At 41.4% G+C, this 25,523-nt stretch carries 23 protein-coding genes and 1 tRNA gene; 12 read left to right on the top strand and 12 right to left on the bottom strand.

Annotation, left to right across the window (positions count from 1 at the left end):
* The first annotated feature begins 43 nt into the window (after positions 1–43).
* Both der and B3R63_RS11095 read left to right on the top strand, forming a co-directional pair.
* On the top strand, positions 44–1,453 hold the full coding sequence (gene der / locus B3R63_RS11100) for a ribosome biogenesis GTPase Der (RefSeq protein ID WP_151838575.1): 1,410 nt from the start codon (positions 44–46) through the stop codon (positions 1,451–1,453).
* Positions 1,454–1,559: 106 nt separating this feature from the next.
* Positions 1,560–2,192, top strand: coding sequence for a 4'-phosphopantetheinyl transferase family protein (locus B3R63_RS11095; protein ID WP_151838574.1), 633 nt, complete (start codon positions 1,560–1,562; stop codon positions 2,190–2,192).
* A 49-nt stretch (positions 2,193–2,241) separates the two neighbouring features.
* On the opposite strand, the gene secF is transcribed toward B3R63_RS11095, so the two are convergent.
* The 7 genes from secF to queA all read right to left on the bottom strand — a co-directional run bounded on the left by secF (position 2,242) and on the right by queA (position 9,558).
* Positions 2,242–3,207: a protein translocase subunit SecF gene (gene secF / locus B3R63_RS11090; RefSeq protein ID WP_286731127.1), complete on the bottom strand. Its 966-nt coding sequence runs from the start codon at positions 3,205–3,207 to the stop codon at positions 2,242–2,244.
* A gap of 8 nt (positions 3,208–3,215) precedes the next feature.
* Positions 3,216–5,117 carry a protein translocase subunit SecD gene (gene secD, locus B3R63_RS11085; RefSeq protein ID WP_151838573.1) on the bottom strand — a complete coding sequence of 634 codons (1,902 nt, stop codon included), beginning with the start codon at positions 5,115–5,117 and terminating at the stop codon, positions 3,216–3,218.
* Positions 5,118–5,171: 54 nt separating this feature from the next.
* On the bottom strand, positions 5,172–5,501 hold the full coding sequence (yajC, locus tag B3R63_RS11080) for a preprotein translocase subunit YajC (RefSeq protein WP_005016486.1): 330 nt from the start codon (positions 5,499–5,501) through the stop codon (positions 5,172–5,174).
* 105 nt (positions 5,502–5,606) lie between these two features.
* Positions 5,607–6,737, bottom strand: a complete 1,131-nt coding sequence (gene tgt, locus B3R63_RS11075; RefSeq protein ID WP_017400723.1) for a tRNA guanosine(34) transglycosylase Tgt — start codon at positions 6,735–6,737, stop codon at positions 5,607–5,609.
* A gap of 154 nt (positions 6,738–6,891) precedes the next feature.
* Entirely contained in the window at positions 6,892–7,458 is a 567-nt protein-coding gene (locus tag B3R63_RS11070; protein WP_034433146.1) for a LemA family protein, read from the bottom strand.
* Between the two features lie 21 nt (positions 7,459–7,479).
* Complete coding sequence (locus B3R63_RS11065) at positions 7,480–8,511, bottom strand: hypothetical protein (protein WP_017400725.1); 1,032 nt, start codon at positions 8,509–8,511, stop codon at positions 7,480–7,482.
* Between the two features lie 6 nt (positions 8,512–8,517).
* Positions 8,518–9,558, bottom strand: coding sequence for a tRNA preQ1(34) S-adenosylmethionine ribosyltransferase-isomerase QueA (queA, locus tag B3R63_RS11060; RefSeq protein WP_005405763.1), 1,041 nt, complete (start codon positions 9,556–9,558; stop codon positions 8,518–8,520).
* A 173-nt stretch (positions 9,559–9,731) separates the two neighbouring features.
* On the opposite strand from queA, the gene B3R63_RS11055 reads away from it, so the two are divergent.
* From B3R63_RS11055 to B3R63_RS11015, 9 genes are all read left to right on the top strand, one after another.
* Positions 9,732–9,818, top strand: a tRNA-Leu gene (locus tag B3R63_RS11055).
* 202 nt (positions 9,819–10,020) lie between these two features.
* Positions 10,021–11,298 carry a sensor histidine kinase gene (locus B3R63_RS11050; protein ID WP_005016470.1) on the top strand — a complete coding sequence of 426 codons (1,278 nt, stop codon included), beginning with the start codon at positions 10,021–10,023 and terminating at the stop codon, positions 11,296–11,298.
* Positions 11,299–11,361: 63 nt separating this feature from the next.
* Positions 11,362–14,112 carry a bifunctional [glutamate--ammonia ligase]-adenylyl-L-tyrosine phosphorylase/[glutamate--ammonia-ligase] adenylyltransferase gene (gene glnE, locus B3R63_RS11045; RefSeq protein WP_151838572.1) on the top strand — a complete coding sequence of 917 codons (2,751 nt, stop codon included), beginning with the start codon at positions 11,362–11,364 and terminating at the stop codon, positions 14,110–14,112.
* A gap of 26 nt (positions 14,113–14,138) precedes the next feature.
* Complete coding sequence (locus B3R63_RS11040) at positions 14,139–15,065, top strand: branched-chain amino acid transaminase (RefSeq protein ID WP_005016466.1); 927 nt, start codon at positions 14,139–14,141, stop codon at positions 15,063–15,065.
* A 63-nt stretch (positions 15,066–15,128) separates the two neighbouring features.
* On the top strand, positions 15,129–16,022 hold the full coding sequence (locus B3R63_RS11035) for an ELM1/GtrOC1 family putative glycosyltransferase (RefSeq protein ID WP_151838571.1): 894 nt from the start codon (positions 15,129–15,131) through the stop codon (positions 16,020–16,022).
* Between the two features lie 21 nt (positions 16,023–16,043).
* Positions 16,044–17,072, top strand: a complete 1,029-nt coding sequence (locus B3R63_RS11030; protein WP_075040838.1) for a glycosyltransferase — start codon at positions 16,044–16,046, stop codon at positions 17,070–17,072.
* Positions 17,069–17,824, top strand: a complete 756-nt coding sequence (locus B3R63_RS11025; RefSeq protein ID WP_034675117.1) for a polysaccharide deacetylase family protein — start codon at positions 17,069–17,071, stop codon at positions 17,822–17,824. The genes B3R63_RS11030 and B3R63_RS11025 overlap by 4 nt, the downstream gene beginning before the upstream one ends.
* Positions 17,821–18,588, top strand: coding sequence for a glycosyltransferase family 2 protein (locus tag B3R63_RS11020; RefSeq protein ID WP_005405882.1), 768 nt, complete (start codon positions 17,821–17,823; stop codon positions 18,586–18,588). Before B3R63_RS11025 ends, B3R63_RS11020 begins: the two co-directional genes overlap by 4 nt.
* A 7-nt stretch (positions 18,589–18,595) precedes the next feature.
* A complete protein-coding gene (locus tag B3R63_RS11015; RefSeq protein ID WP_005405881.1) occupies positions 18,596–19,630 on the top strand; it encodes a glycosyltransferase in 1,035 nt (344 codons plus the stop codon).
* Here B3R63_RS11015 and ghy read toward each other — a convergent pair.
* Positions 19,627–20,514 carry a glycosyl hydrolase Ghy gene (ghy, locus tag B3R63_RS11010; protein ID WP_005405890.1) on the bottom strand — a complete coding sequence of 296 codons (888 nt, stop codon included), beginning with the start codon at positions 20,512–20,514 and terminating at the stop codon, positions 19,627–19,629. The two genes, B3R63_RS11015 and ghy, sit on opposite strands and share 4 nt — an antisense overlap.
* Before the next feature lie 80 nt (positions 20,515–20,594).
* Here ghy and B3R63_RS11005 point away from each other — a divergent pair, with 80 nt between their 5' ends.
* Entirely contained in the window at positions 20,595–21,362 is a 768-nt protein-coding gene (locus tag B3R63_RS11005; RefSeq protein WP_005405920.1) for a glycosyltransferase family 25 protein, read from the top strand.
* A gap of 46 nt (positions 21,363–21,408) precedes the next feature.
* On the opposite strand, the gene B3R63_RS11000 is transcribed toward B3R63_RS11005, so the two are convergent.
* The 4 genes from B3R63_RS11000 to B3R63_RS10985 all read right to left on the bottom strand — a co-directional run bounded on the left by B3R63_RS11000 (position 21,409) and on the right by B3R63_RS10985 (position 25,438).
* A complete protein-coding gene (locus B3R63_RS11000) occupies positions 21,409–22,332 on the bottom strand; it encodes a glycosyltransferase family 32 protein (protein WP_005405780.1) in 924 nt (307 codons plus the stop codon).
* Positions 22,333–22,356: 24 nt separating this feature from the next.
* Entirely contained in the window at positions 22,357–22,572 is a 216-nt protein-coding gene (locus tag B3R63_RS10995; protein ID WP_005405695.1) for a hypothetical protein, read from the bottom strand.
* 110 nt (positions 22,573–22,682) lie between these two features.
* A complete protein-coding gene (aspS, locus tag B3R63_RS10990) occupies positions 22,683–24,467 on the bottom strand; it encodes an aspartate--tRNA ligase (RefSeq protein ID WP_151838682.1) in 1,785 nt (594 codons plus the stop codon).
* Between the two features lie 206 nt (positions 24,468–24,673).
* Positions 24,674–25,438, bottom strand: a complete 765-nt coding sequence (locus B3R63_RS10985) for a DUF4184 family protein (RefSeq protein WP_151838681.1) — start codon at positions 25,436–25,438, stop codon at positions 24,674–24,676.
* Between the last annotated feature and the right edge of the window lie 85 nt (positions 25,439–25,523).

Genomic DNA, 25,523 nt, shown 5'->3' with positions numbered 1-25,523 from the left:
TTCAGACCAGACCAACTGGCTGATCTTGAATAAAGGTTAATCTATGAAACCCGTAATTGCGCTCATTGGTCGTCCGAACGTCGGAAAATCAACGTTGTTCAACCAGATTACCAAGAGCCGTGATGCCCTTGTAGCCGACTTCGCCGGCCTAACACGTGACCGCAAATATGGCGATGCTGTGTATCAAAACAAATCCTTTATCGTAGTCGATACAGGCGGTATTGGCGAAAGCGAACAGGGAATTGACTCTTACATGGCAGAGCAGTCTAAAACTGCAATTCATGAAGCCGATCTCATTATTTTTGTAGTTGATGCGCGTGCGGGGCTATTGGCCTCTGATGAACAGATTGCGCGTGAACTACGCACACTTGGCAAAAAAGTCTTTCTGGTAGCCAATAAGGTAGATGGCGTACATGCAGAAGCAGCTGTGGTCGAGTTTTATAAACTCGGTCTTGGTGAGCCCATGCATGTTGCAGCAAGTCATGGTCGCGGTGTGGCACAAATGCTGGAAGAAGTGCTGGCAGATGTACCTGAAGATGAGAATCCGGAAGAACATGATAAAGCTACAGGCCTGCGTCTGGCTATTATTGGCCGTCCGAATGTCGGTAAATCTACTCTGGTTAACCGGTTGCTTGGTGAAGAGCGCGTAGTTGCATATGATGAGCCTGGAACTACACGCGATTCAGTCTATATTCCGTTTGAGCGTGATGGCCGTCAATATACTCTCATTGATACTGCTGGTGTGCGCCGTAAAGGTAAAGTCGATGAAATGATCGAGAAATTCTCGGTAGTAAAGACTTTGCAAGCCATGAAAGACGCACATGTAGTGGTAGTAGTACTCGATGCCCGTGAGGGCGTGGTAGAGCAGGATCTACACCTGATCGGTTATGCACTTGAAGCTGGCCGGGCCATGGTAATTGCGATCAACAAATGGGACAACATGTCTGAATATGATCGCAAGCAGTGTAAACTGGATGTAGACCGCCGTTTTGATTTTATTCCTTGGGCGCGTATCCATCTGATTTCAGCATTACATGGTACTGGTGTAGGTGATCTTTATCCTTCAATCCATCGGGCTTACGATTCATCTCACCTGAAAATATCACCAGCTAAATTAACACAGATACTTAATGATGCAACCGAAGCACATCAGCCACCTATGGTTGGTGGCCGCCGGATTAAAATGCGTTATGCTCATATGGGTGGACAAAATCCGCCAACGATTGTGATTCACGGTAACAAGGTCGACAAGACTCCTGCAGATTATCGCCGTTATCTGGAAAATGTTTTCCGTAAAGTTTATAAGCTTGAAGGTACACCGGTTAAAATCGATTTTAAAACTTCAGAAAATCCATTCGAAGGACGTAAATCACAGCTTGATGAGCGTACTGCTGCACGACGCCGTCGTTATATCCAGAAATTTAAAAAAGCTGAGAAAAAATTCAAGCGTTAAGCTAAACAGTGCTTTAACATAATTTAAAAACCCAAATTTCGATTTGGGTTTTTTTGTTTAATCATGAACCGTTATACTGCTTGTAATTTAGTGAACCGGATAAAATATGCTGCGTGTTGATATCTGTGCTATGAAGCGTTTCGAACAGGTTGATCCACAACAGGAACTGCGCCAGCAAATCCAGCAGCGTAAGCAGGCTATTTACGCTTATCGAAATCGTCTGCTTAGTGAAATACTGGGACAGCCTGTCACTGCCTTAAGTTTTGCTTGTACATGCCACGGTAAACCGTACTTAAAAGAACATAATCTGGCAATCAATCATACCCATAGTAAAAAAATCTATGCATTAGTAACCAGTTCTGAGCAGCAGGACATAGGAATTGATGTTGAAGATCTGGAACGTCAAGTAAGGCTGGATGCTTTGGCACAACATGCATTTCATGAAGAAGAATATCAAACCTGGAAGTCTATGGATAAAGACAGGCTGTACTGGTTTAAAGTCTGGACAGCGAAAGAAGCAATTTTAAAGGCCAGTGGTTTAGGCATCCGTTTAAGTCTGAAAGATATAAATACCAGAGTCCATCCCATGTATGACAACTCACAGATGCAGCATGAATCTCTTGGGCATTTTGCTTACCAGCATTTTGAAGTTGCCCAGAGCCTGATTACCATCGCTTGGCGCACCGGACAGGGCTGTGGTGAATTTATTTTCCCGCGTATTCAGATTTATCGGCATTAAAAAGCCTATCCGGAGATAGGCTTTAATGAAATGTTGCTCCGGGATGAAATTATGGAATTTCATCCTCGAACTCTGGTTTTACCTGTACGATAAAGTCCTGACGGTTCAGACCACGCCATAGTGCAAATGAAGTACCAATATAAATAGAAGAATAAGTACCTACAAATACACCTACAAACATGGCTACAGAGAACCAGTGCAGACCTTCACCACCCATGAGCATCATGGCAATAACCACGAGTAACAGGGTCATTGAGGTGTGAACGGTACGGCGCAAGGTTTCGGTAAGCGCAATATTAACAATCTCGTGTGGCTCGGCACCACGAATTTTACGGAAGTTTTCCCGAATACGGTCAGAGACTACAATATTGTCATTTAGCGAAAAGCCGATAAGTGCCAGAAGTGCTGCCAGTACGGTCAGGTCAAATGGCCACTGCATCATGGCAAAAATACCGATTGTCACGATGATATCGTGAAACAAGGATAATACTGCCCCGATTGCCAGTTTGAACTCAAAACGGATGGTGACATAAATCAGCATCAGGACAAGTGCTAGCGCTACTGCACCTGCTGAGCGTACATACAGTTCATTACCAACCTGTCCCCCTACCGAATCAATCTTGCTAACTTCAGCAGGGTTATTTGGCAGTTGGGCTGCTTTAGTCAAGGCACTGTTGAGGTCTTCAACATTTATGTCTTGTGCGGGCATACGTATCAAGAGATCACTATTGCTTCCCAAGGTTTGTACAACTGCATCTTTAAAACCGGCGTCATTTAACGCACGGATAACTTCTCCCTGATTGGCTGCCTGTTTATAGTTCAGCTCGGCAGAGATACCGCCTGTAAAGTCTAGCCCGAGATTTAGGCCCTTAGTAACGATAAAAAACAGGCTACCAACAGTAAGGATTATCGAGATAATAGCTGCCGGTAAGGCAATTTTCATAAAGTCGATAACGCGCTCATTATCAGGACGGCCGTACTGTTTTTGCTTTGGTTGAGTATTCTCAGTCATCATCGATCTCCTTAAATGCTCAACTTCTTCAAGTTACGACGCTTGCCATAAATGATCTGTACGATCGCACGCGTTACCGTAATTGCAGTAAACATCGAACAGGCAATACCAATCATGAGTGTTACAGCAAAACCTTTGATTGGACCAGTACCGATTGCAAACAGGATAAAGGCGACGAGGAAGGTGGTCAGGTTTGAGTCAAAAATGGTGTTATAGGCTCGATCATAACCTGCCACAATGGCCTGTTTGGGCGAGGCCCCCCATTTCATTTCTTCTCTGATTCGTTCACAGATCAGTACGTTTGCATCGACGGCCATACCGATTGTAATAACAATACCTGCAATACCCGGCAAGGTTAGTGCGGCACCAATCCATGACATGATGCTTAAAGTCATTGCCAGGTTAAAAACCAAAGCAAAGTTAGCAATCAGACCAAATAAACGGAAGAAGACCACCATCCAGATAGCGACCAGCAAGAAACCGATTTGAGTAGAAAGCACACCCTTGTCGATATTTTCCTGACCTAATGACGGGCCAACTACACGCTCTTCAACAAAGTACATTGGAGCAGCAAGTGCACCTGCACGTAGCATAAGTGCCAATTCAGACGCTTCTTGTGGAGAATCGAGCCCGGTAATACGGAACTGCGAACCTAGTACGGCCTGAATGGTTGCAGCGTTAATCACTACAGATTCTGCATAAGGTGTACGTACTTCGGTCTGTGTGCCGGTAACCGGATCAGTGACATAGCTGATACGCTGTTTGTTTTCGATAAACAGTACAGCCATGCGTTTACCCACAGCATTACGGGTGGCATCTGCCATCAGTTTGCCGCCAGCACTGTCTAAAGTAATATTAACTTCAGCACCACCTGTATCCTGGCTAAAGCCTGAAGAGGCATTTTGGACCCGTTCACCTGTCAAGATACGGTTACGCTGTAACAGTAATTGGCGACCGCTGTCTAGCGATTCATAAGCAAACAGTTCTGTACCAGGAGGTAACGGCTGGCCATTAGATTTCCCGGTATAGGGATCAATATACTGATCATTTAAGTCGGAAACTAAGCGGAACTCCAGGTTAGCTGTGCGGCCAAGTACCCGTTTTGCTTCTGCTGTGTCCTGTACACCTGGCAGGTCGACTACGATACGATTACTGCCTTGGGTCTGAACCAGTGCTTCCGCCACCCCCAGTTCGTTAATACGGTTGCGCAGTGTGGTTAAGTTCTGGTTAACAGCATATGACTGGATTTCCTGTCTGCGTGCATCAGTATACGTGAGGCGCAACATAGGACCAGTACGGCTAGCCAGTGCTTGCTGGGTGAACTCATTGCCATTGCGGCGTAAAAAGTCCATTACAGCTTCACGGTCGTCATTTTGTGCAAACTGGAGATTGATCTGATTATTATTCAGAGTCAGGCTGTTAAACTTGAGATTATTTTCACGAAGCTGACGGCGCAAGTCGGTCGCGGATGTTTCCATACGCTGTGACAGGGCTTTATCCATATCCACTTCTAACAGGAAGTGTACACCACCACGCAAGTCCAAGCCCAATTTCATTGGTTTTGCGCCAATTTTCTGTAGCCACTCAGGTGTAGTAGGCGCCAAATTCAGGGCCACAACATATTCTTCACCCAGAGCGCGGCGTAGCACATCTTTTGCTTTGAGTTGTGCATCAGTAGAGTCTACACGCAATAGGGCAGCGTTATTGGTAAAGGTATTGTCATGAGACGGAATGTTCGCCTCTTTCAATATTTGCTCTGCTTTTTGTATCACACTCTGATCAATTTGAGTGCCGGCTTTTGCACCAGAAATCTGGACCGCCGGTTCATCGGGATACAAGCTAGGCAGTGCGTACAGGGTGCTGATCACCAGAACCACCAGGATCAGCAGATATTTCCATGCAGGGTAACGCATTTGCTGTCTTCTTAAAATGAAAAAGCCGTGCGGGGTGCACGACTGTTTTTATGATTAAAGGTTATTCAGGGTGCCTTCAGGCAAAACTGAAATGACACTAGCACGCTGGATTTTTACATCTACACCGCGGCTTAGTTCTACTACTGCAAAATCGCCTTCAAGCTTGGTAATACGGCCCATCAAGCCACCGGCAAAAACCACTTCACTGCCTACACCCAGACTTTCAACGAGGGTACGGTGTTCTTTGGCACGTTTGGCCTGTGGACGCCAGATCAGGAAATAGAAAATTGCAATAAATACTGCAATCATCAATAAGTTAGCCATCATGCTCGGGCCTTGCTGAGCCGCCGGCGCAGCGTGAGCAGTAGAGATTAAAAAGCTCATGTCGATTTCCTATTAAATATTAAAACTGTTGCCATTGTCATGACATTTAAATTGAGTTGACCTGCAATTTACCTTGTCTTTTTGTTGAGCGCAAATACTGCTTTCTCAATCTTCAGGGCAAGGCGGTACTTCCATTCCACGACGTGTATAGAAGTCCTCAACAAAAGCTTCAAAGGTACCATTGTCGAGTGCATCACGGATGTCTTGAGTGAAGCGCTGGTAATAGCGCAGGTTATGAATGGTTCCTAGCATGGAGCCCAGCATTTCACCACATTTCTCGAGGTGGAACAGATAAGCCCGGGTAAAATTCTTGCAGGTATAGCAGTCACAGTGCGGGTCAAGCGGGCTCTGATCATGACGGTATTTGCTGTTGCGAATACGGACCAGACCATCTGTCACAAAATAATGACCGTTCCGCGCATTTCGGGTAGGCATGACACAGTCAAACATATCAACCCCACGGCGGATACCTTCAACAATATCTTCAGGTTTACCAACACCCATGAGGTAGCGCGGTTTATCATGCGGCATTCTGTTAGGAAGATAATCCAGCACTTTAATCATCTCTTCTTTCGGCTCACCAACAGATAAGCCACCAATTGCATAGCCATCAAACCCGATTTCAAGCAGGCCTTCTAGTGATTCATCCCGAAGATCTTCATACATGCCACCCTGAATAATACCGAACAACGCATTTTTATTGTCCAGAACTTCATGATGGTGGGTCTTGCAACGTTTAGCCCAGCGTAAAGACAGCTGCAATGATTTCTGCGCTTCTTCATGAGTCGCTGGATAAGGCGTACATTCATCAAAAATCATGACAATATCAGAGTTCAGAACTTTCTGAATTTCCATAGAAACTTCAGGCGAGAGAAAAACTTTTGAGCCGTCAATAGGTGAGCGAAAAGTCACACCTTCTTCTTTGATTTTGCGCATGGCGCCCAGACTAAATACCTGAAAGCCACCAGAGTCAGTTAAAATAGGCTTATCCCACTTAATAAATTCGTGCAGACCGCCGTGTTCTTTTACAACATCCAGGCCCGGACGCAAATACAAGTGAAAGGTGTTTCCTAAAATGATTTGTGCCTGAATTTCTTCAATATCACGTGGAAGCATGCCTTTAACAGTACCGTAAGTACCCACTGGCATAAATACCGGTGTTTCAACCACCCCATGTTCAAGTGTTAAACGGCCACGGCGGGCACGACCCGACTGACCCAATTTTTCAAACTTCATACCATGTCCAAATCAAGGCGAAAAAACAGTTCGCTGATGTGCAAAATAAAAAAGAGGTCTATTGTCCTTGATTCTGTCATGGAGTTCTACTGTTAAATGTAGCCGCAGCATATGAAAAACTAGACAGACCGATATGTTGCAAAACGGTGCGTATTTAAAAGTTTGGACGATAGTCAAAGTTTTGCAGGGTAGACTGGTCGCGAAACGGGCGAATAGCCTTTTTACCTGTAGTCAGCGTATTGATCATATTATTTGGAAATATCTGGATATGATTATTAAACAGTTCCACATTACGGTTAAAAATACTGATAGCGGCACTGACATTTTCATTTTGCTCATCAATTTCATTTATCATGCGCAGATAAATTTCATTAGCTTTAAGCTCAGGATAGTTCTCAACTATAACATTCAGATTACGCATGAGTTCATGACTCAAGCTTTCTACCCGTTGTAGCTGAGAGATATCAGTGCTTTTAAGATTAAGTTGCATAATCTGCTGACGTAGTTCAGTAACCCGCTCTAAGGTACTTTTTTCAAAGCCTGCGTATTGTTCGACTAAAGGGGCCAGTCCGTCAAGAACCTTGACTTTCTGCCGTTCATAGGTGGCTACATCTGCCCAGGCGCGCTGCGCAGCATTATAATGCCGGATAATCGAGTTCCGGATATAGATCACTGCAATGATCAAAACCACAAAAAATAAAATAAAGAGCCCTAACCCCATCATTATTTTCCTCAAGTCTATTTATTGTAAAAGTTGCTCTAAGTTATTTAGCAGTTTTTCATAGGCGCCTAAACGCAAGGTTCGCAAGTGACCGCGCAAACTGGAGATATCTTCTCTATTTTGCGCTTTTGTATGAATTTTAAAAAGGTTCTGCCGGTTTAAAAAGCACATTATATGATGTTCATGATGAAACAGCAGCTCGCCAGAATGTTGTGTAAAGAACTGATCTAAACGTAAAGTCATAGCTGGAGTCATGGTTTTAGCGAGCTCAAGCGGTTCAAGACCATAAATACGTAATTTCTGGTTAATCTGTAGGTCACTGCTATACCAGGCAGAGCTATACGGAGGATCAAACTCTTTATTGGATGTTGTTACTGCCAGCCCAAGTGCGGGAGCTTCAAAAACAAAGATTCCCCATAAAGTCTTCTGCGTTCTTTGTACCGCTACTTGCTGTGTATCCTGCCCGGCGATTTTTATTTCATTGATGAAATCGTACTGAAAAAGCATGATTGGCCGCTCTCGGCCCTGTTGATCTTTCCAAGTGGTGCTGGCATATACAGGTAGCATATTTGATACAGAACCCTGCTGAAATACAGGAAACAGGTTTTTAAGCCGGGCGATGAAGAAAAAAGGCTGCGTAGAATCTGGAAAATGAGGGGGTAATTCCTGAAAGTTGAGCTGATATTTTTTCTCGAGTATTTGCTGTTCCAGAAACTGAATCACTTCAGTGAGTGGCTGATCCGACTCATAACAGAAATAGGCAAATAATCCCAAAGCAAAGGCAGTTAAAAAGCTTAATCCGGCAATAAGGCCGTGCTGTATAAAAAATATTCCAAATAATATAAAGCCACTTGCTATAACGAGCAGTGTGAAAGGTAATACATTATTAAATTTCAGGCCAGGATGATCTCCCCAGGGATGGAGTTCATCTAGAATATCCTGATAGGTTTTTGCCTGTTGGCCCACTTGCCACAGCCGGGCGATATTATCCAGAACCTGCCGGTTGATCTTGCGATGAATACGTAGCGTATATTTAACAGTTTCAACCGGCATAACTATTTACCTGTTCACTGTTTTATCGATTAGCATGGCATCACCATAACTGAAGAAACGGTAATGTTTTCTTACGGCATGTTCATACGCTGCCAGAATATGATCACGTGTTGAAAGTGCTGAAACCAGCATCAGCAGGGTAGACTCCGGTAAATGAAAGTTGGTAATCAGCCGGTCTACTACACAGAATTGATAGCCCGGATAAATAAAGATCTGGGTATCTCCAGTCCATGCCTCAATTTTACCGTTATGAGCCTGCGCTGCGCTTTCAAGTGCACGTGTAGCAGTGGTACCTACTGCAATAACTTTATTACCGCGAGCCTGTACCTGTTTAATCAGCTCTACCGTATTCTCGGGCACTTCACACCATTCACTGTGCATAATATGATTTTCAATGTCTATACTACGAACAGGTAAAAAAGTACCAGCGCCTACATGCAGGGTAACAAATGCTTGCTGTACACCTTTTTCTGATAATTTGTTTAAAAGTACTTCATCAAAATGCAGACTGGCAGTAGGTGCAGCAACACTGGCAATTTTCTCTGGATCGTGAAATACCGTCTGATAACGCTCGCTGTCAATCGCCTCTGCTTCACGGTTAAAATAAGGCGGAATGGGTAATTGCCCGTGCTGATCCAGGACCTGCAAAATCGGTTGTGAAAACTCGACAACGAACAGGTTCTCATGGCGGCCTTGTACAGTGACTTTAACCTCATCTGCACCAATAAACAGCTCTGCACCAGCTTTAGGTGAATTACTGGCTTTAATATGACAGTGGGCAATAGTCTGATCAAAAATACGTTCTACCAGTATTTCAACTGCTCCACCAGTTGCACGCCTGCCTTTAAGTCGAGCCTTCATAACTTTGGTATCATTCAGGACCAGCAGATCACCGGGTTCAAACAATTCCAGAATATCGGTAAAGTGACGATCGCTATATTGGCCCTCACTATTTAAGTGTAAAAGCCTTGAAGCACTACGCTGTGCTAGAGGGTAACGTGCAATTAATTCATCGGGGAGGTTAAAAGAAAAGTCAGAAAGTTGCATGACACAAAACAATTAAAAAATTGTACCTAGTATAGTGCTTTTTGATTAATGATGGAAAAAATACGGTTTTGTTCAGCTATTGCTTTTATTGTGATTTAAAAATAGGCAAACAGTCAGTACTTTACATTGACAACATGTGGAAAGACGCTATTATACACACACCCACTCTTCTTCCCGAGGTGGTGAAATTGGTAGACGCGGCGGACTCAAAATCCGCTGTCAGAGATGACGTGTCGGTTCGAGTCCGACCCTCGGGACCACTATAATTAGATCCAAATATCTATTATTATAATTTCCTTTATTTCAAATATTTACCAGTATATAACATGTTTTGTTTCTTAATTGTTATTATTGCCGTTGTATCTATGTCTAAAGTTTGCTAATTGTTTAATAAAGATTTATTTTTAACTGATTTTTACTGAAGTTGCGGTTATTACCTACAATATTTTTAATGAGGCGAGCATGACATTACAATTATTAGAGTTAGATCAGGCTGATCAGCTCAGTGCTTGTAAATTATCGTTATTACTGGGTATCTTCGAACCGCATAACCAGGTGGAATCCTGTTTACGTTTTGCTCGACGTATTTTAAGAAGTAAAAACGCTATTTTAACTTTTAAGGCAGAGCCTTATATCTGGTATCTTTCTTCAAAGGGTATGAGACTTTTTCATAGCCATCCTGATGCAGATTTAGGACCTTATTTCAATAGTCAACCTTATATAGACCAGCAACATTCTGATTATCATGGCTTTTGTCAGCATATTCGTCACTTGGGTGTAGAGCATCAGCGCATGGTTGCTTTTGATATGCTCAAGACTGATAAAGAATCAATTGGACAGATTCTGTTTTTTGATGACAGCTCTGAGCCTTTTGAAAATGAAGATATTGAGATAGTTAAAGATTACTGTGAACGTCTGGTTCGCTATTTAGAGTTAAAATTCGAGCATGCTGAACTTAAGGAATTATATGAACAGCAATCGGCATTAAATTTTAGTAAAACCAAGTTTTTCCAGATTATTGCACATGACCTGCGTGCACCTTTTCATGGGTTGCTCGGTTTCTCTGAAGTATTGTCACAAGAGCGCAATACGCTTGACGACTCCAGTATCCAGAATATTGCAGATTATCTTTATGATACTGCACAGTCGACTTATAACCTTTTAGAAAGCCTGCTCAACTGGGCAATGGCAGAAGGCGGCCGGTTTGTCTATCATCCGATCAACTTCAATTTAAAGCAGGTCACCAAAATTGTTCGTGATGTACTTAATACACTAGCGATTAAGAAAAACATTCAGTTAATTGATGAAGTGCCGGATGATCTCAAGGTATATGCAGATATTAATATGCTGACTTCGATTATCCAGAACCTGGTATCAAATGCATTAAAATTCACGCCAATGGACGGTACGGGTAAAGTGACCATTCAAGCACAGCCCGGCCCAGATGGGGTGGAAATTTATATCCGGGATACCGGCCTAGGTATGTCTGAAGCACAAATAGCGAATATTTTTCAGCCGCGGATTACTGTCAGCCTTAAAGGTACGGCGGGTGAAAAAGGAACAGGTCTGGGATTGACACTCTGTAAGCGGTTTGTAGACCTGAATAAAGGTGAAATTTGTGTCATGTCTAAGGAAGGTGAAGGTACTACTTTCAAAGTTACTTTGCCGGAAGCAACTGACCAGCATACGGTTTTGCCACTTGATGTGGCGAAGTCAGACAGCACTACAAATTTAGTATAATTATTTTCCTAAAGCCAAATTCACCTGTTATAACTACATATAAATACAGGTGAAGGGTGGTTTATGAACGCGGAGCAGTTGCAAAAGACTTTAAGAGCCAGTCAATATGCTGAACAGATACTAGGTCTTTATCAAAACGAACTTGAACAGGATTATACTCTAGATCAGTTTGCAACCCCGCTATCACATGAACAGATTAAAGATCGGGTGTCTTCTGTACTTGACTCAATTCAGGATGAGCACGCATGGATGCGAGCAATCCGAATACTTCGTGCTCGTCTCATGTTTCGCTGGATCTGGCAAGATGCTAACCACCTGACTGATGTAGTTACACTTACACAAGAACTCTCAGATTTTGCTGATGCCTGTATTTGTGCAGCAAAGGCCTTTGCTCGTATTCCACTGGTATTAAAGCATGGCGAACCAATCGGTTATTCGGGCCAAGTCCAGGACCTGATTATTATTGCTATGGGAAAACTGGGAGCACAGGAACTTAATCTGTCGAGCGATATTGACCTGATTTTTGCCTTTGATGAGCAAGGCGAGACCAATGGCCGTAAATGTATTGATGTACAACAGTTCTGTATTGCGTGGGGCCAGAAAATTATTTATTTGCTGGAGCATATCACTGCTGAGGGTTTCGTCTTTCGTGTAGATATGCGCTTACGTCCTTGGGGAGATGGTTCGGCACTGGCTATTAGCCATGCAGGATTAGAAAAATATTTAAGCCAGCATGGGCGTGAGTGGGAGCGCTATGCCTGGATCAAGGCCCGTATTGTGTCTGGTGGAAGGGCGGGCGAAGAGTTACTGGAAATGACCCGTCCTTTCGTGTTTCGACGTTATGTCGATTACACTGCGTTTCAGGCCATGCGTGAAATGAAGGTCATGATTGAACGTGAAGTTATGCGCCGCAATATTGAAGACGATATTAAACTCGGTGCCGGCGGTATCCGTGAAGTTGAATTTATTGTGCAGGTTTTTCAGCTGATTTATGGTGGTTCCAAACTTGAACTACAGGAACGCCAGTGTCTGGCAAATTTGACGCATCTGAGCGAATCAGGTCTGCTTGAGCCAGAAGCTGTAGCGGATCTGGAAGATGCCTATCTGTTTCTGCGTCGTCTGGAACACGCCATTCAGGCACTGAATGATCAGCAGACCCAGTCCCTGCCGACTGAGCCGGAGCTGCGGCAGCGATTGATTGATACCTTGGGCTTTGATAGCTGGGAGAGTTTTCTGGAAGTCCTTAATCAGAAACGGTCTAAAGTCTCTTACCAGTTTGCACATCTGATTCAGGAGCGTGACAGGGAAACACCAGTAGAGAACTTTCAGCATCTCGAAGAAGAACTGGAAAGTGTGCTTGATTCCAATGCACAAAAACTGATTCATGAGTTTTGGCATGGCCACGCCTTGAATAAGTTACCAGCTAAGGCCGTTCAACGTTTAAAGACCTTTTGGCCTTATCTGGTCGATGCAGTATTACAGTCGGATAAACCACAAGTTGCATTACTACGTTTAATGCCTTTAATTGAATCTGTAATGCGCCGTACGGTTTATCTGGTAATGCTGATTGAAAGTAAGGGAGCATTACAGCGTTTGGTAAAGATGGCCACAGTGAGTCCATGGATACTGGAGGAGCTGACTCATTACCCGGTATTGCTGGATGAGTTTCTCACAATGGACTTCGAGTTGCCCAAACGCCGTGATCTTGAAGATTCACTACGGCAGCAGCTCATACGCATTGAGCTTGAGCAGGTTGAAGACCAGATGCGGGCCTTGCGCCTGTTTAAAAAATCTAATGTCTTGGCTGTAGCAGCCAGCGATGTACTGGCAGAAAGTCCGCTTATGAAAGTATCTGATGCCCTGACAGACATTGCCGAAGTTTCTATTATTGCTGCGTTGAATCTGGCCTATCAGATCGTGGCAAAAAAACATGGTTATCCACTAGATGCTGACGGACGACGCTGCTCCTTGGACTATCTCGGATTTTCTGTAGTGGGTTATGGTAAAGTCGGTGGTATTGAGCTGGGTTATGGCTCAGATCTGGATCTGGTGTTTATTCATTATATGAGCGAACAGGCGGATACAGATGGCCTGAGACCTATCAGCGGTTTCGAGTTTGCCATGCGGGTAGGGCAAAAATTTATATCTCTTATGACGACTCAGACCCTAGATGGACGAGTATATGAAGTAGATACACGGTTACGCCCTTCTGGAGAAGCTGGTCTGCTGGTGACCAGTTTAAAAGCCTTTGAACAATATCAATTAAAAAATGCTTGGCTTTGGGAGCATCAGGCACTGGTTCGGGCCCGTTCGATTGCTGGGGATGACAGTTTACGCCAAAAATTTGAAACGTTACGCTGCCGTATTTTAACTCTGCCGCGTGATGAAAAATTTGTGCGTACTGAAGTTTTAAAAATGCGTCAGAAGATGAAAGCCCACCTGGGTTCTTCCAAAGAACAGAAAAAAGGTGGAATTTTTCATTTAAAACAGGATGCGGGTGGTATCGTTGATATCGAATTTATGGCACAGTATATTGTGTTGGCATGGGGTGGGGCGAAACCGGATCTCGCTCACTATTCCGACAATGTAAGAATCCTAGAAGATGCTGCGAAAGCCGGTTACTTATCCAGTGACGATGCAACAGCACTGATTCAGGCTTATCTCAGTGAACGAGCCGAGAGCCACCGTTTAGCACTTGCAAATCAATCCATGCAAGTCAATGCTGCGGACTGGCACGATACCCGCGAGATCGTTTGCAAGTTATGGCAAAGATTAATAGATCCCACAGCAATACTTGCTTTGGATAGTGACTGACTGTGTAAAAATTTGGAGTGTGTGCCATGAACTTGGCTGATCGTGATGGTTTTATTTGGCAAGATGGACAACTGGTTGACTGGCGTGATGCAAAAATTCACGTCCTGACTCATACTTTACACTATAGTATGGGCGTGTTTGAGGGTGTCCGGGCATATGAAACTCCACAAGGCACCGCCATTTTTCGTCTACAGGACCACACCAAGCGCTTGCTAAACTCTGCAAAAATTTATCAGATGAAAGTTCCATTTGATCAGGCAACATTAGAGCAGGCGCAAATCGATGTGGTTCGTGAAAATAAGCTGGCGTCTTGCTATTTACGCCCATTAATCTGGATTGGTTCTGAAAAACTTGGTATTGCTGCAACCAATAATACGATTCATGCGGCAGTTGCAGCTTGGGGCTGGGGTGCTTACCTGGGTGAAGAGGCAATGGCTAAGGGTATTCGTGTAAAAACTTCTTCCTTTACTCACCATCATCCGAATGTGACCATGTGTAAGGCCAAGGCTTCGGGTAACTATACGCTGTCTATTCTTGCGCACCAGGAAGTAGCACATTCAGGCTATGATGAAGCTATGCTGATGGACCCGCAAGGCTATGTATGTCAGGGTTCAGGAGAAAATGTTTTCCTGGTTAAAGATGGTGTGCTGCACACTCCGGATATTGCGGGTGGAGCATTGGATGGTATTACCCGTCAGACCGTCATTACAATTGCTAAGGATTTAGGCTATGACGTGGTAGAACGTCGTATTACCCGTGATGAATTCTATATTGCTGATGAAGCATTCTTCACCGGTACTGCAGCTGAAGTTACACCAATCCGTGAATATGATGACCGTGAGATTGGTTGTGGTGCACGTGGGCCAATCACTGAACAGATCCAGACTACATTCTTTAATGCAGTGCAGGGTAAAGATCCGAAATATGCACACTGGTTAACTTACGTAAAATAAGTAAAGCCGATATGATTAAAAGGCGAAATTTTATTTCGCCTTTTTTTATTATGGAATTGGGTTATGCATATTCTTTATGTTAGTGATGGAAAGGCGGGGCACCGTTCACAGGCGCTGGGACTTTACCGCGCTATAGAAAGGCAATCTGTGCATAAAGTCAGTTTTGAAGAAATTTCAATTGAACAGCTGCCATTAATCAGCTTATTTCTTTCTATTCTCAAAAAACAATCTCCTTTTTTAAAACAGATGCCTAATTATATTGTCGGGGTGGGAAGTCATACCCAGCTTCGAGTGCTGCTTTTAGGAAAAATTTACCCAAAAGCTAAAACTGTTATTCTAATGAAACCTAATTATCCATATATATGGTTTGATTATGTAGTGGTGCCACAGCATGATGGGCTAGCTAAACGAAACAATATTATTCTCACTCAAGGTGCATTAAACCCAATTGTGAATGAACAACGACACCAGACGGATCGTATTTTGATTGCACTGGGAGGCACATCAAAACGTCATCAGTGGAATGAACAGAAAGTTCTCACAGCCATTCATGACGTTGTAGAGTATAATCCGGCCTCTGAAATTATTTTAACGACCTCCCGCCGTACGCCCTCAAACTTTTTGAATTATTTGAGCGAGCAAGATTTTTCCAAGAAAATACAGATTTTTCCGGTAGAACAGACACCACAAGGCTGGATCTTTGAAGAAATGCAAAAAGCGCAGGCAGTCTGGGTAACCGAAGATAGCGTCTCTATGATCTATGAAGCATTAACTGCCGGATGCCGGGTGGGTGTAATGATGCTTGACCGCTTAAAACATGACCGGATTACCCGATCTGTAGATAATTTACTGCAACAGCACATCATCAGTACCACTACCACTTTGCAACAGCTACCTGTACAGAATACTTTTAAAGAGGCTGAGCGTGTGGCAACATACCTTTTAGCAAAGAATTAAATTTTATATCTGAGTAAATAAATGAAAATATTGCATATTGCAAATTTTGGTTTTAATAAACAGGGTGCGCACTTTTATTGTACTGATCGCAAGATTTCGGCTGGATTAATTGAAAATGGCCATTTCGTTTATGATTTCAGTTTTCGGGATATGGCCCGAATGGGGACGATTTTTAAGACAAAAAAACTGGGGGCTAATTGGGCTAATAAAGAAGTCCTAAAAGTTGTTAATAATATTGAACCTGATTTAGTTTTGGTTGGACATAGTGACTTGATGAGTCCAGAAGTTTTAAGACAAATTAAAGAATCTTATCCAAATACTAAAATCGCATTTTGGTATGTCGATCCACTTTATCTTGAAAGCAAACTCGACTTTGTAAAATTATTTTCACCCTATCTTGATGCTATTTTTTGTACGACGGGTGGCGAATATCTTCAAAAGTTAAAGCAACCCCATTTAAGCGTAGCCTATATGCCAAATATTGGCCATCATAATGTAGAAACGCTGCAACAGTTTTCAAATTCTAAAACTGACAAAACTTTTATTTTTTGCGGTGTGGTTTATAAAGAGCCCGAGCGTGAAAAGTTTTTAAAAGACTTAGCTGATGCATTACAGCAGGCTCGGGTCAACTATCAATACTATAGTTGTTTTGCACAGCAAGGTGTTTATGGCAAAGCGTATTATAAGGTTCTGTCTGAAACTAAAATGGGACTGAATTATTCACGCCGTAATGATGTCACTTTATATAGCTCTGACCGTATTGTGCAGCTGACAGGTAATGGTTTACTCACCTTTAGCCCAAGAATTCCAGGTTTTGATAAACTCTACACCGAGCAGGAAGTGGTTTACTTTGATGACCAGTTTGACTTGGCCAAGAAAATCCAATTCTTTGATCAAAATCCTGAGCAGGCTGAAAAAATAGCGAAAGAGGGATGGCAGAAGACCCGCAATTCTTTCAATGCTAAACGTATCACCCAATTTATGGTTGAAGTGACATTTAAGCAGCCCCTTTCAGAAGATTATGAATGGTCACATGAGGTTTATGCATGATGTGGTTTTTGTATGTTGCGGTAGGCCTATTAGTACTTGCTGCATTGTTATATATGCTGGGTAATTATACATTCTGGCTTCCGTTCCGTTCGAACAAATTACCACGCATTGTGATGCTACATCAGGTTACCCCTAAAGATGCAGCCTCTGGCATGAACATGCCTCCTGAAAAGTTTGAGCAACTCTTACAGTTGTTGACGCGTAAAAAAGCTATTTTTTGTTTTGTCTCTGAGCTTGAACAATATCGTCATCAAAAAAATGTGGTGGCTTTAAGTTTCGATGATGGGTTTATGGATAATTATCTTTATGCTTATCCATTACTTAAAAAATATAACGCGAAAGCAACTATTTATTTGGCAACTCAAATTGAAGGTATCGAAAAGCTGACTCATGAGCAAATTCATGAAATGGCGAATTCTGGTTTGATTGAGTTTGGTGCGCATACCCAGCATCATGTGAACTTACTTAAACTTGATGATCAAACTGCTTATGACGAGATGCTTCAGTCTAAGCGTGATGTTGAAGCATTAGTTGGCAAGTGCCCGAGTTTTGCTTATCCATTTGGTCGATTTAACGAAAAACACCAGAAAATGGCTCAAGAGATTGGCTTTAAAAACGCAGTATCGACTCGTAAAAAAATCGAAGCGTATGAAGCAAATAACCAATTTAATATTCCACGTGTCAGCACGCATGGTGCCATGAATGCTTTACAGATGCGTATCGCCCTTGCTAAAGGACGTTATAAGTTATGAATAAAATTCCATGTAGTGTCTATATCGTCACTTTAAACTGTGGTGCTTGGTTAGAGCGAACTTTGCAAAGTGTCAGTGAGTTTGATGAAGTTATTATTTTAGACTCGGGCAGTACTGATAATACTTATGAAATTGCTCAGCGTTTTGAGAATACGCAGATTTCTCACCAAGACTGGCAGGGTTATGCCGGGCAAAAGAGTTTAGCTTTAGCTAAATGCAGAAATGATTGGGTGCTTAACCTAGATGGCGACGAAGTCTTATCTAAGGAATTAAAACAAGAGATTGTTGAGACCATTCAGCAAAACAAGTTTGATGCATTAATCACACCAATTAATGATGTGTTCTTAGGTGTTCCCAACAGTAAACATACTAAAAAACATGCAAAGGTGCGTTTTTTCCGCAAGTCCAAGGGGCATTATGACCTTGCTAATAAAGTTCATGAAAATGTAGTTGTAGATGGTCAATCTCAGCGTGCCCAACACGACATTTATCATTATGGTGAGTCGAGTATTTTCGTTAAGGTCGAAAAAAATAACCAATATTCCAACTTAAAAGCATTAGAGAAATACCAAAAAGGAAAGTCTCCAAGCGTTGCTAAATTGGTTTTAGTGATGCCTATGACTTTTATGAAGTCTTATTTTATTCGCCGTAGTTGCTTAAATGGTTGGCGTGGTTTCGTAAATAGTATGATTAACGCATTTTATGCATTTCTAAAAGAAGCCAAACTGTTTGAACAGACCATGAATAAAGATAAAAATAAGTAGGCAAGCTATGAAAATTGTTCAGGTATTGGCAACAAGTGGTGGAGTTGGTGGATTAGAGCAGCACACTTTTAATCTTGTTAATGAGCTTGCTTTAAATCATGAAGTACATGTGATTGCACATCCTTGCTATGTAGACAAGTTTAGCCAACAAGTACATTTTCATGCTGTCGATTTTGCACGTAGCCGTTGGAATATTTTTTTACTTTGGCAACTTAAAAATCTAATTCAACAAATCCAACCCCCCATTGTTCATGCACAAGCAGGAAAAGCGGCTGAACTGATTGCCCGTATTAAGCCATTTTTATCTGGCCCAAAGTTTGTAACGACTGTTCATGGTACTAAAAAGAATAAATCTGCTTATTTAGCTGGTGATGCGGTTATTGCAGTAAGCCAAGCGCTCACGAAAGGTATTCCTGAGTCTAAAGCACACGTGGTTTATAACGGTGTATATCCTCAACCCGTACTTACAGTTGAAAATAAAGAAAAGTTACTCCAATCGATTCAAAAAGATTTTGCTAAGCTAGATACAAGCAAAAAAGTTGTTATGTGTATTGGGCGTTTAGAACCAGTAAAAAATATCAGTTTATTGATTGAGTCGATGCAACAGATCAATGCCAATTTATGGATTGTTGGCGATGGCTCACTTCGAGCAAGTTTAGAAAAACAAGTCAGCGTATTGAACATGCAAAATCGGGTCGCTTTTCTGGGATTGAGAACCGATGCTCGAGATCTGGTGCAACTAGCAGATATCGTGGTTTTGTCATCAGATCGTGAAGGTTTTCCACTTGTTATGGTCGAAGCTTTACAGGCCGATAAAGCGATGGCTTCAACTAAAGTAAATGGTGTAATTGAGTGGCTGCCAGAACAATATTTGGCACAAATTGGAGATGCCCAAGGTTTAGCAAAAGCGATTCAATGTGCACTTCGACCTGAGGCGCAAAGTGACTTTGGCCCTTTATATGCAAAAGCCAAGGCTGAATTGACTGTACCAGCCATGGCAGAGCAGACGCTTAATATTTATAAAGCTCTGCTAAAAACTTAATTATTTTTTGGCGTCAGGCGGATGGCATCCAGTACCATGAAGTTATCTTCGACATTAATGGTATGGCAACCATCATCTGCCTGATTCCATTCGGGTAAAACCACTTCTAGTAATTTTTCTTCATAAGCTGTCGGGCTAAGTTGAATAATGGCCTTTAATTCGATATTGCCGCCATAACGTTTTAAAGAATCTTGGCTTGGTCGAACCAGTTGCCCTTTATAAATAAAAGGTTTGCCTGCCATACGGAACTGCTGACTGCCACGACATACCGGATTCATTGGGTGCTCTTGCCAGTTAGGATTTAAAATATTCTCGGTAAAGAACAGGTCTAAACGGTCACCAAACTTCTTGCAATCACGACGCGTTGAGGTAAAAAGATACCATAAGCCCTCATGATAAAAAGGGGTACTGTCGACTGCTTCAATATTTTCAATAAGGTTCGAATGTTTTTCCCATTTCAGCGGAAACTCAGTACATTTCCAAAGCTCAATAGTTTTATTGGCAGAAGACTCTGGGATCATGTACCAAGTGTGATCTATTTTAAATACGCAAGGATAGGAGAGATGATAATCGAGTTTTAATATGCTTTCAGGTGGTGTGTAAGTGCCATCCTTAAAGACTTCTAAAACCGAAAGAAAGCCTACCGGATGCTGATCATCGACTTCTTCAAAAAAAATGAAATGGCGGCCATTTTCATAAGCATGAAAGCTATCTGCAAATGTAAACTTTCTAGGGGAATGGATCTCAAAGAGTGAATCTAATTGCTCAAGTGTAGTAAAAGGTTGTTCTAACCAGCCAAAACGCATATACCAATGGGAGTCAAAAGTTTTTGCTTTTTTTGCTTGTTGGTACTTGTACCATTTTTTTTGAATTGAACGAATCATGACAATACAAGAAAATAATAAAGCTATATTAGCTCTATTTTACATTAGATATCTGATTTGCTGTTAAAGGGGTTTTATTAATGAATATTTATATTGTCAGTATTGAAAATGAGAACTCACCTCGTTTGAATAAGTTTCTTGCCCAAAACTTTTTTGAGCAAGGGCAATTACCTATAACTAGAGTAGGAGTTAAAGGGGGAGAGCTATCAGCAAAAGAGTATTTTGAAAAAGCAGTAAAAGGACGGGCTAAACCTTTAACCCCAGCAGAATTAGGTTGTACCTTATCTCATCTTCTGGCTCTAAAAAAATTCCTGGAAACGGATCAACAGTTCACATTAATTCTTGAAGATGATGCTATTTTGCCAAATGATCTAGATTTAAAAAAGTTAGAAACAGAACTTAAAAAATTAAATCTGCCTAAAAATACATTATTTAGTTTAGGGGGAATACAAATGAAAGAAAGTTTAAAAGTTAGAGGAATATTGAGAAGTGATAAGTTTTTAGAAAGAGAAGTATTGAAAGTCCATCCTCATTTTTATAATCGGGTAAATTATGCAGTCGCGTATATAGTTGATCGTGAAATGGCAGAAAATCTTATTAATTACCATCAGCCAATTAGAAAAGCAGATGATTGGAGTTATTTATACGATTTTAATAATCAATCTAATATCTTAATGACATATTTAATTGATCATCCTATAATTAATGTTGGAGAGCAAAATACTCAATTAAGTACAATTGAAGGTGAGCGGGCAAAATCATCTGATTTACCTAAAAGCCGCTACGGTGAATCTATGAACTATAATTTGTCTAAACTATTCTATAAAAAATATCCTCTTAATAAATAAATTTTAGAAATGGACAGGAGGTAGTCGGTTTAACTGCCTCTTAATTTCAGAAATCTAAGAAAGAATTATTTTTAAATTTATTTTTAAGTACATAGGGTGTTAATAGATTTCGATCTGAACCAATTAATTTAATTAAATGAGGCATTCGTTCTGGCCTGTATTTTAAAACTAAAGATTCAATAAAATAGATATTACATTTTAAATCTATATTTTGGTATAGAAATGCATTCTTATCACAGTTAATAAGAGAAATACTAACAGGTGTCTCACGTAACACTTTTTGACAAGCTACATAAGCAACTAAATATTCTAATAATCCTATATTTTGGAAATAATCTGAATAGTTTTTTCTTGTATTTTTTATCTCTGCAATATAGTTTCTAACTCCCAACTGTAAGGCATAAGATAACTCATCTAGCCAGTGTTTAAAAAAAATATTGCCCTTCTCTGATGCTAGAAGCCAGTTTTCTATAACAGGATACTCTTTTACAGTAACGTTTGCTGCTCTATAATAAGCAAAAGTAGAGGTCTTATTCTCTATACAGTAATCAATTATCCAATCAAGATTTGTATAGGTAATCACACTGGCATCCAGCCAAATACCGCCGTAATGATAAAGAAGATAAAATCTTAATAGGTCAGATCGTTGCTGTGGGGTTAAGTTTTCATATATAGAAAAGTCCAGATCGCAGAAATCAGAGATAAGATCTGAATTTAATATATAAATCTGATACTCAGGATTTAACTGCTGTACTTGTCTGAAACAATTATTAACCAGCTTGGGTACTTCTGAATCCCAGTACATCCATATTATTTTAGGAATATCAACTTGATGATTATCTATAGGATTTAAAATAATAGGATCTGCAAAATTTTCTGAATCTAAATTTTTATATCTTACATTTTTATAAAATCTTAAATTGAATAATAAAAAACGGAATAATTTTCTTGTAGATTTTCGTAAGCCCATAACGACCCCAATAGATAAATAAAGTTATTTATCCGAATTTCCTTTCAATACCATATAAATCAGTGAAACAAAGATTAGAAGAGCGCCACCTAAACTGCTGACACAGAAATAAAGAATTCGCTGATTAGTATCAAGAGACCATAAATCATTGGCCAAGATATAACGCATGAAAAGCCACTGCACAAATGAAAATACAATAATCACAATTGCACGACGACGGACTTCAGGACGCATAGCCATGAGCAATAACCTCNNAATTTGAATGGCCTTTATTATGCCATTGCTCAGGTATGTTCACAATCCAAGAAAAAGCCCCGCAAGTCGCGGGGCTTATTTAAATCTTCAAGATATTATTCTTGAGATTCAGCTTTTGGTTTTTCACGTAAACGGATACCTAAATCACGTAGTTGATTTGCCTCAACCGGCGCAGGTGCCTGAGTCAGTGGACATTCGGCAGTTTTAGTTTTAGGGAACGCAATCACATCACGAATTGAAGATGCACCAGTCATCAGCATGACCAGACGATCCAGACCAAATGCCAAACCGCCATGTGGAGGAGCTCCATAACGAAGGGCATTGAGCAGGAAGCTGAATTTCTCTTCTGCTTCTTCTTCATTAATACCAAGTGCTTCGAAGATTGCTTTTTGCATTTCTAAAGTATAAATACGAAGTGAACCGCCACCGATTTCAGTACCGTTCAATACCATATCATAAGCAACAGATAATGCTTCACCTGGATTGTTCTTCACTTCCTCAACGCTTGATTTAGGCAGCGTGAATGGATGGTGAACAGAAGTCCATTTGCCATCATCTGTTTCTTCGAACATTGGGAAATCAACCACCCAAAGCGGAGCCCACTCGCATGTCGCAAGATTCAAGTCATGACCAATTTTCACCCGAAGTGCACCCATTGCATCATTAACGACTTTCGCTTTATCTGCACCGAAGAATACGATGTCGCCATTTTCAGCACCAACACGTTTCAACAGATCCAGCACGATTGGCTCAATGAATTTTACGATTGGAGATTGAAGGCCTTCAATACCTTTTTCAAGTTCATTGACCTTGATATAAGCCAAGCCTTTTGCACCGTAGATGCCAACAAACTTGGTATATTCATCAATTGCGCTACGTGGAAGTGAGCCTGCGCCTGGGACGCGAAGTGCGACAATACGGCCTTTCGGATCTTTTGCAGGACCTGCGAATACCTTGAACTCAACGTCTTGCATTAAATCTGCAACGTCAACGAGTTTCAAGGAAATACGCAAGTCTGGTTTATCAGACGCGTAGTCACGCATTGCCTCGCTATACGGCATACGCTGGAATTTGTCGAATTTAATGCCCAGAAGTTCGTCGAACATCTTAACAGTCATACCTTCCATCAAATCCATGATGTCATCGTCACTCATGAACGATGTTTCAATATCGATTTGAGTAAATTCAGGCTGGCGGTCTGCACGCAAGTCTTCATCACGGAAACATTTTGCGATTTGGTAGTAACGGTCAATACCGCCCACCATCAATAACTGTTTGAATAGCTGTGGAGATTGTGGCAAGGCATAGAAGCTGCCATTTGAAACACGGCTTGGTACCAGGTAATCACGTGCACCTTCAGGCGTTGCACGAGTTAAAATTGGAGTTTCAACATCAAGAAAGCCATTCTCATCAAGATAATTACGGATCAGATTGGTAACTTTAGAACGGAAACGTAAACGGTCCAGCATTTCCGGACGGCGAATGTCCAAGAAACGGTATTTCAAACGAATTTCTTCAGAGATATTCGTATTTTCATCATTCAACGGGAATGGAGGTGTTTCAGACTGAGCCAAAACTTCAATTTCTTTACCTAATACTTCAATCTGGCCACTGATCATATTGGCATTTTCTGTACCCGCATAGCGGCGACGTACACGACCAGTAATTTTCAATACATATTCAGAACGAGCTTTGTCCGCTGTTGCAAACGCTTCAGGTGTATCTGGGTCAATAACCACTTGAACTAGACCGTCGCGGTCTCGCATATCAAGGAAGATCACACCACCGTGGTCACGGCGACGGTGTACCCAGCCACACAGAGTTACGGTTTGGTCAATTTGAGCTTCGGTTAAAGAACCGCAGTAATGAGTTCGCATCATAGCGTCTAAAATCCAACTATATGGGTTAGTGAAAGCGTATACGTAAACAGCGTACCGCCTTAAGGTAATGGGAGATTATGCCTCTTAGAAGATTCTGTCACAAGAACTAGATCAAAAAACCCTGATAAATTGTGCTTATAGCTTGCAAGAGAAATATCTTGGATCGGTTCTGGTCAGATTAGTAATATTTAAGAGAAAAAATATGACTAATCCATAAGATGTTGCCGATCTAAAATTAAAAACAGGATACATCCTAAGCTGAAAATAGCCAGTGAGGCCTGACTGAACTCGTTAATAGATTTACCGGTAAAAAAATAAAGCTCAGATGAGATTAACTCTGGCTTGAAATAGCTCAGGTAGTCATAAACAGACCATGCACCAGCTAGGAATGCCAAACCAAATAATATCCAAAAATAATTTTTAATTTTAGAAGACACTTTCAAGTGCTGCCGATAATGCAGGTAATAACGCCAGGAAAACCAAAACAGAACAGGTAATGCCAATATTGAAGTACCAATCTGTAGCACCATATGTAGAGGATAGCTACTGCCTAATAAGACAATGTTTTGGCTTAAAAAATTATGAAATGCAAAAGTCCTACTGTCTACATGAGTTAGCCCGTCCCAAAGGATATGCGTTGCTGTGCCCAGTAAAATGGCAATACTACAGCTTATTAAAAAAATAAGAGCTTGCAAAGGGGTATGAATATTTAGAGGTTTATGGATACCTAAAAAACGGTATAACGCAGGCCGGTAAATCAGATACCAAACCAGTGTGAAAGCTAGGCCAATCCATAAATTAGGATGCGGTATTGAGGCCCACTGGTGAGTATAACCCGCAGCATCTGCAACAAATAAACGGATCAGGTCAGGTACCATGCAGCCAATGGCTAATGCAGCCAGAGGCAGGCGGTTACCACTAAGTTTTGCTAGTGGTGGCGCCAAAACTGCATGAGAGAGCGTAAAAGGCATGAAAACTGATAAAGACTAAAAATAATGAACTACAGTTTACTTAAAACTTTTTATTAGAATGTTTTTTATTGCAAAAATAATGAAA

The sequence above is a fragment of the Acinetobacter sp. UBA1297 genome (genome assembly GCF_002307755.1).
Lineage (GTDB): Bacteria > Pseudomonadota > Gammaproteobacteria > Pseudomonadales > Moraxellaceae > Acinetobacter > Acinetobacter radioresistens.
Note: the sequence above shows the minus strand (reverse complement) of the source record. Positions and strands in the feature narration are given on the sequence as shown.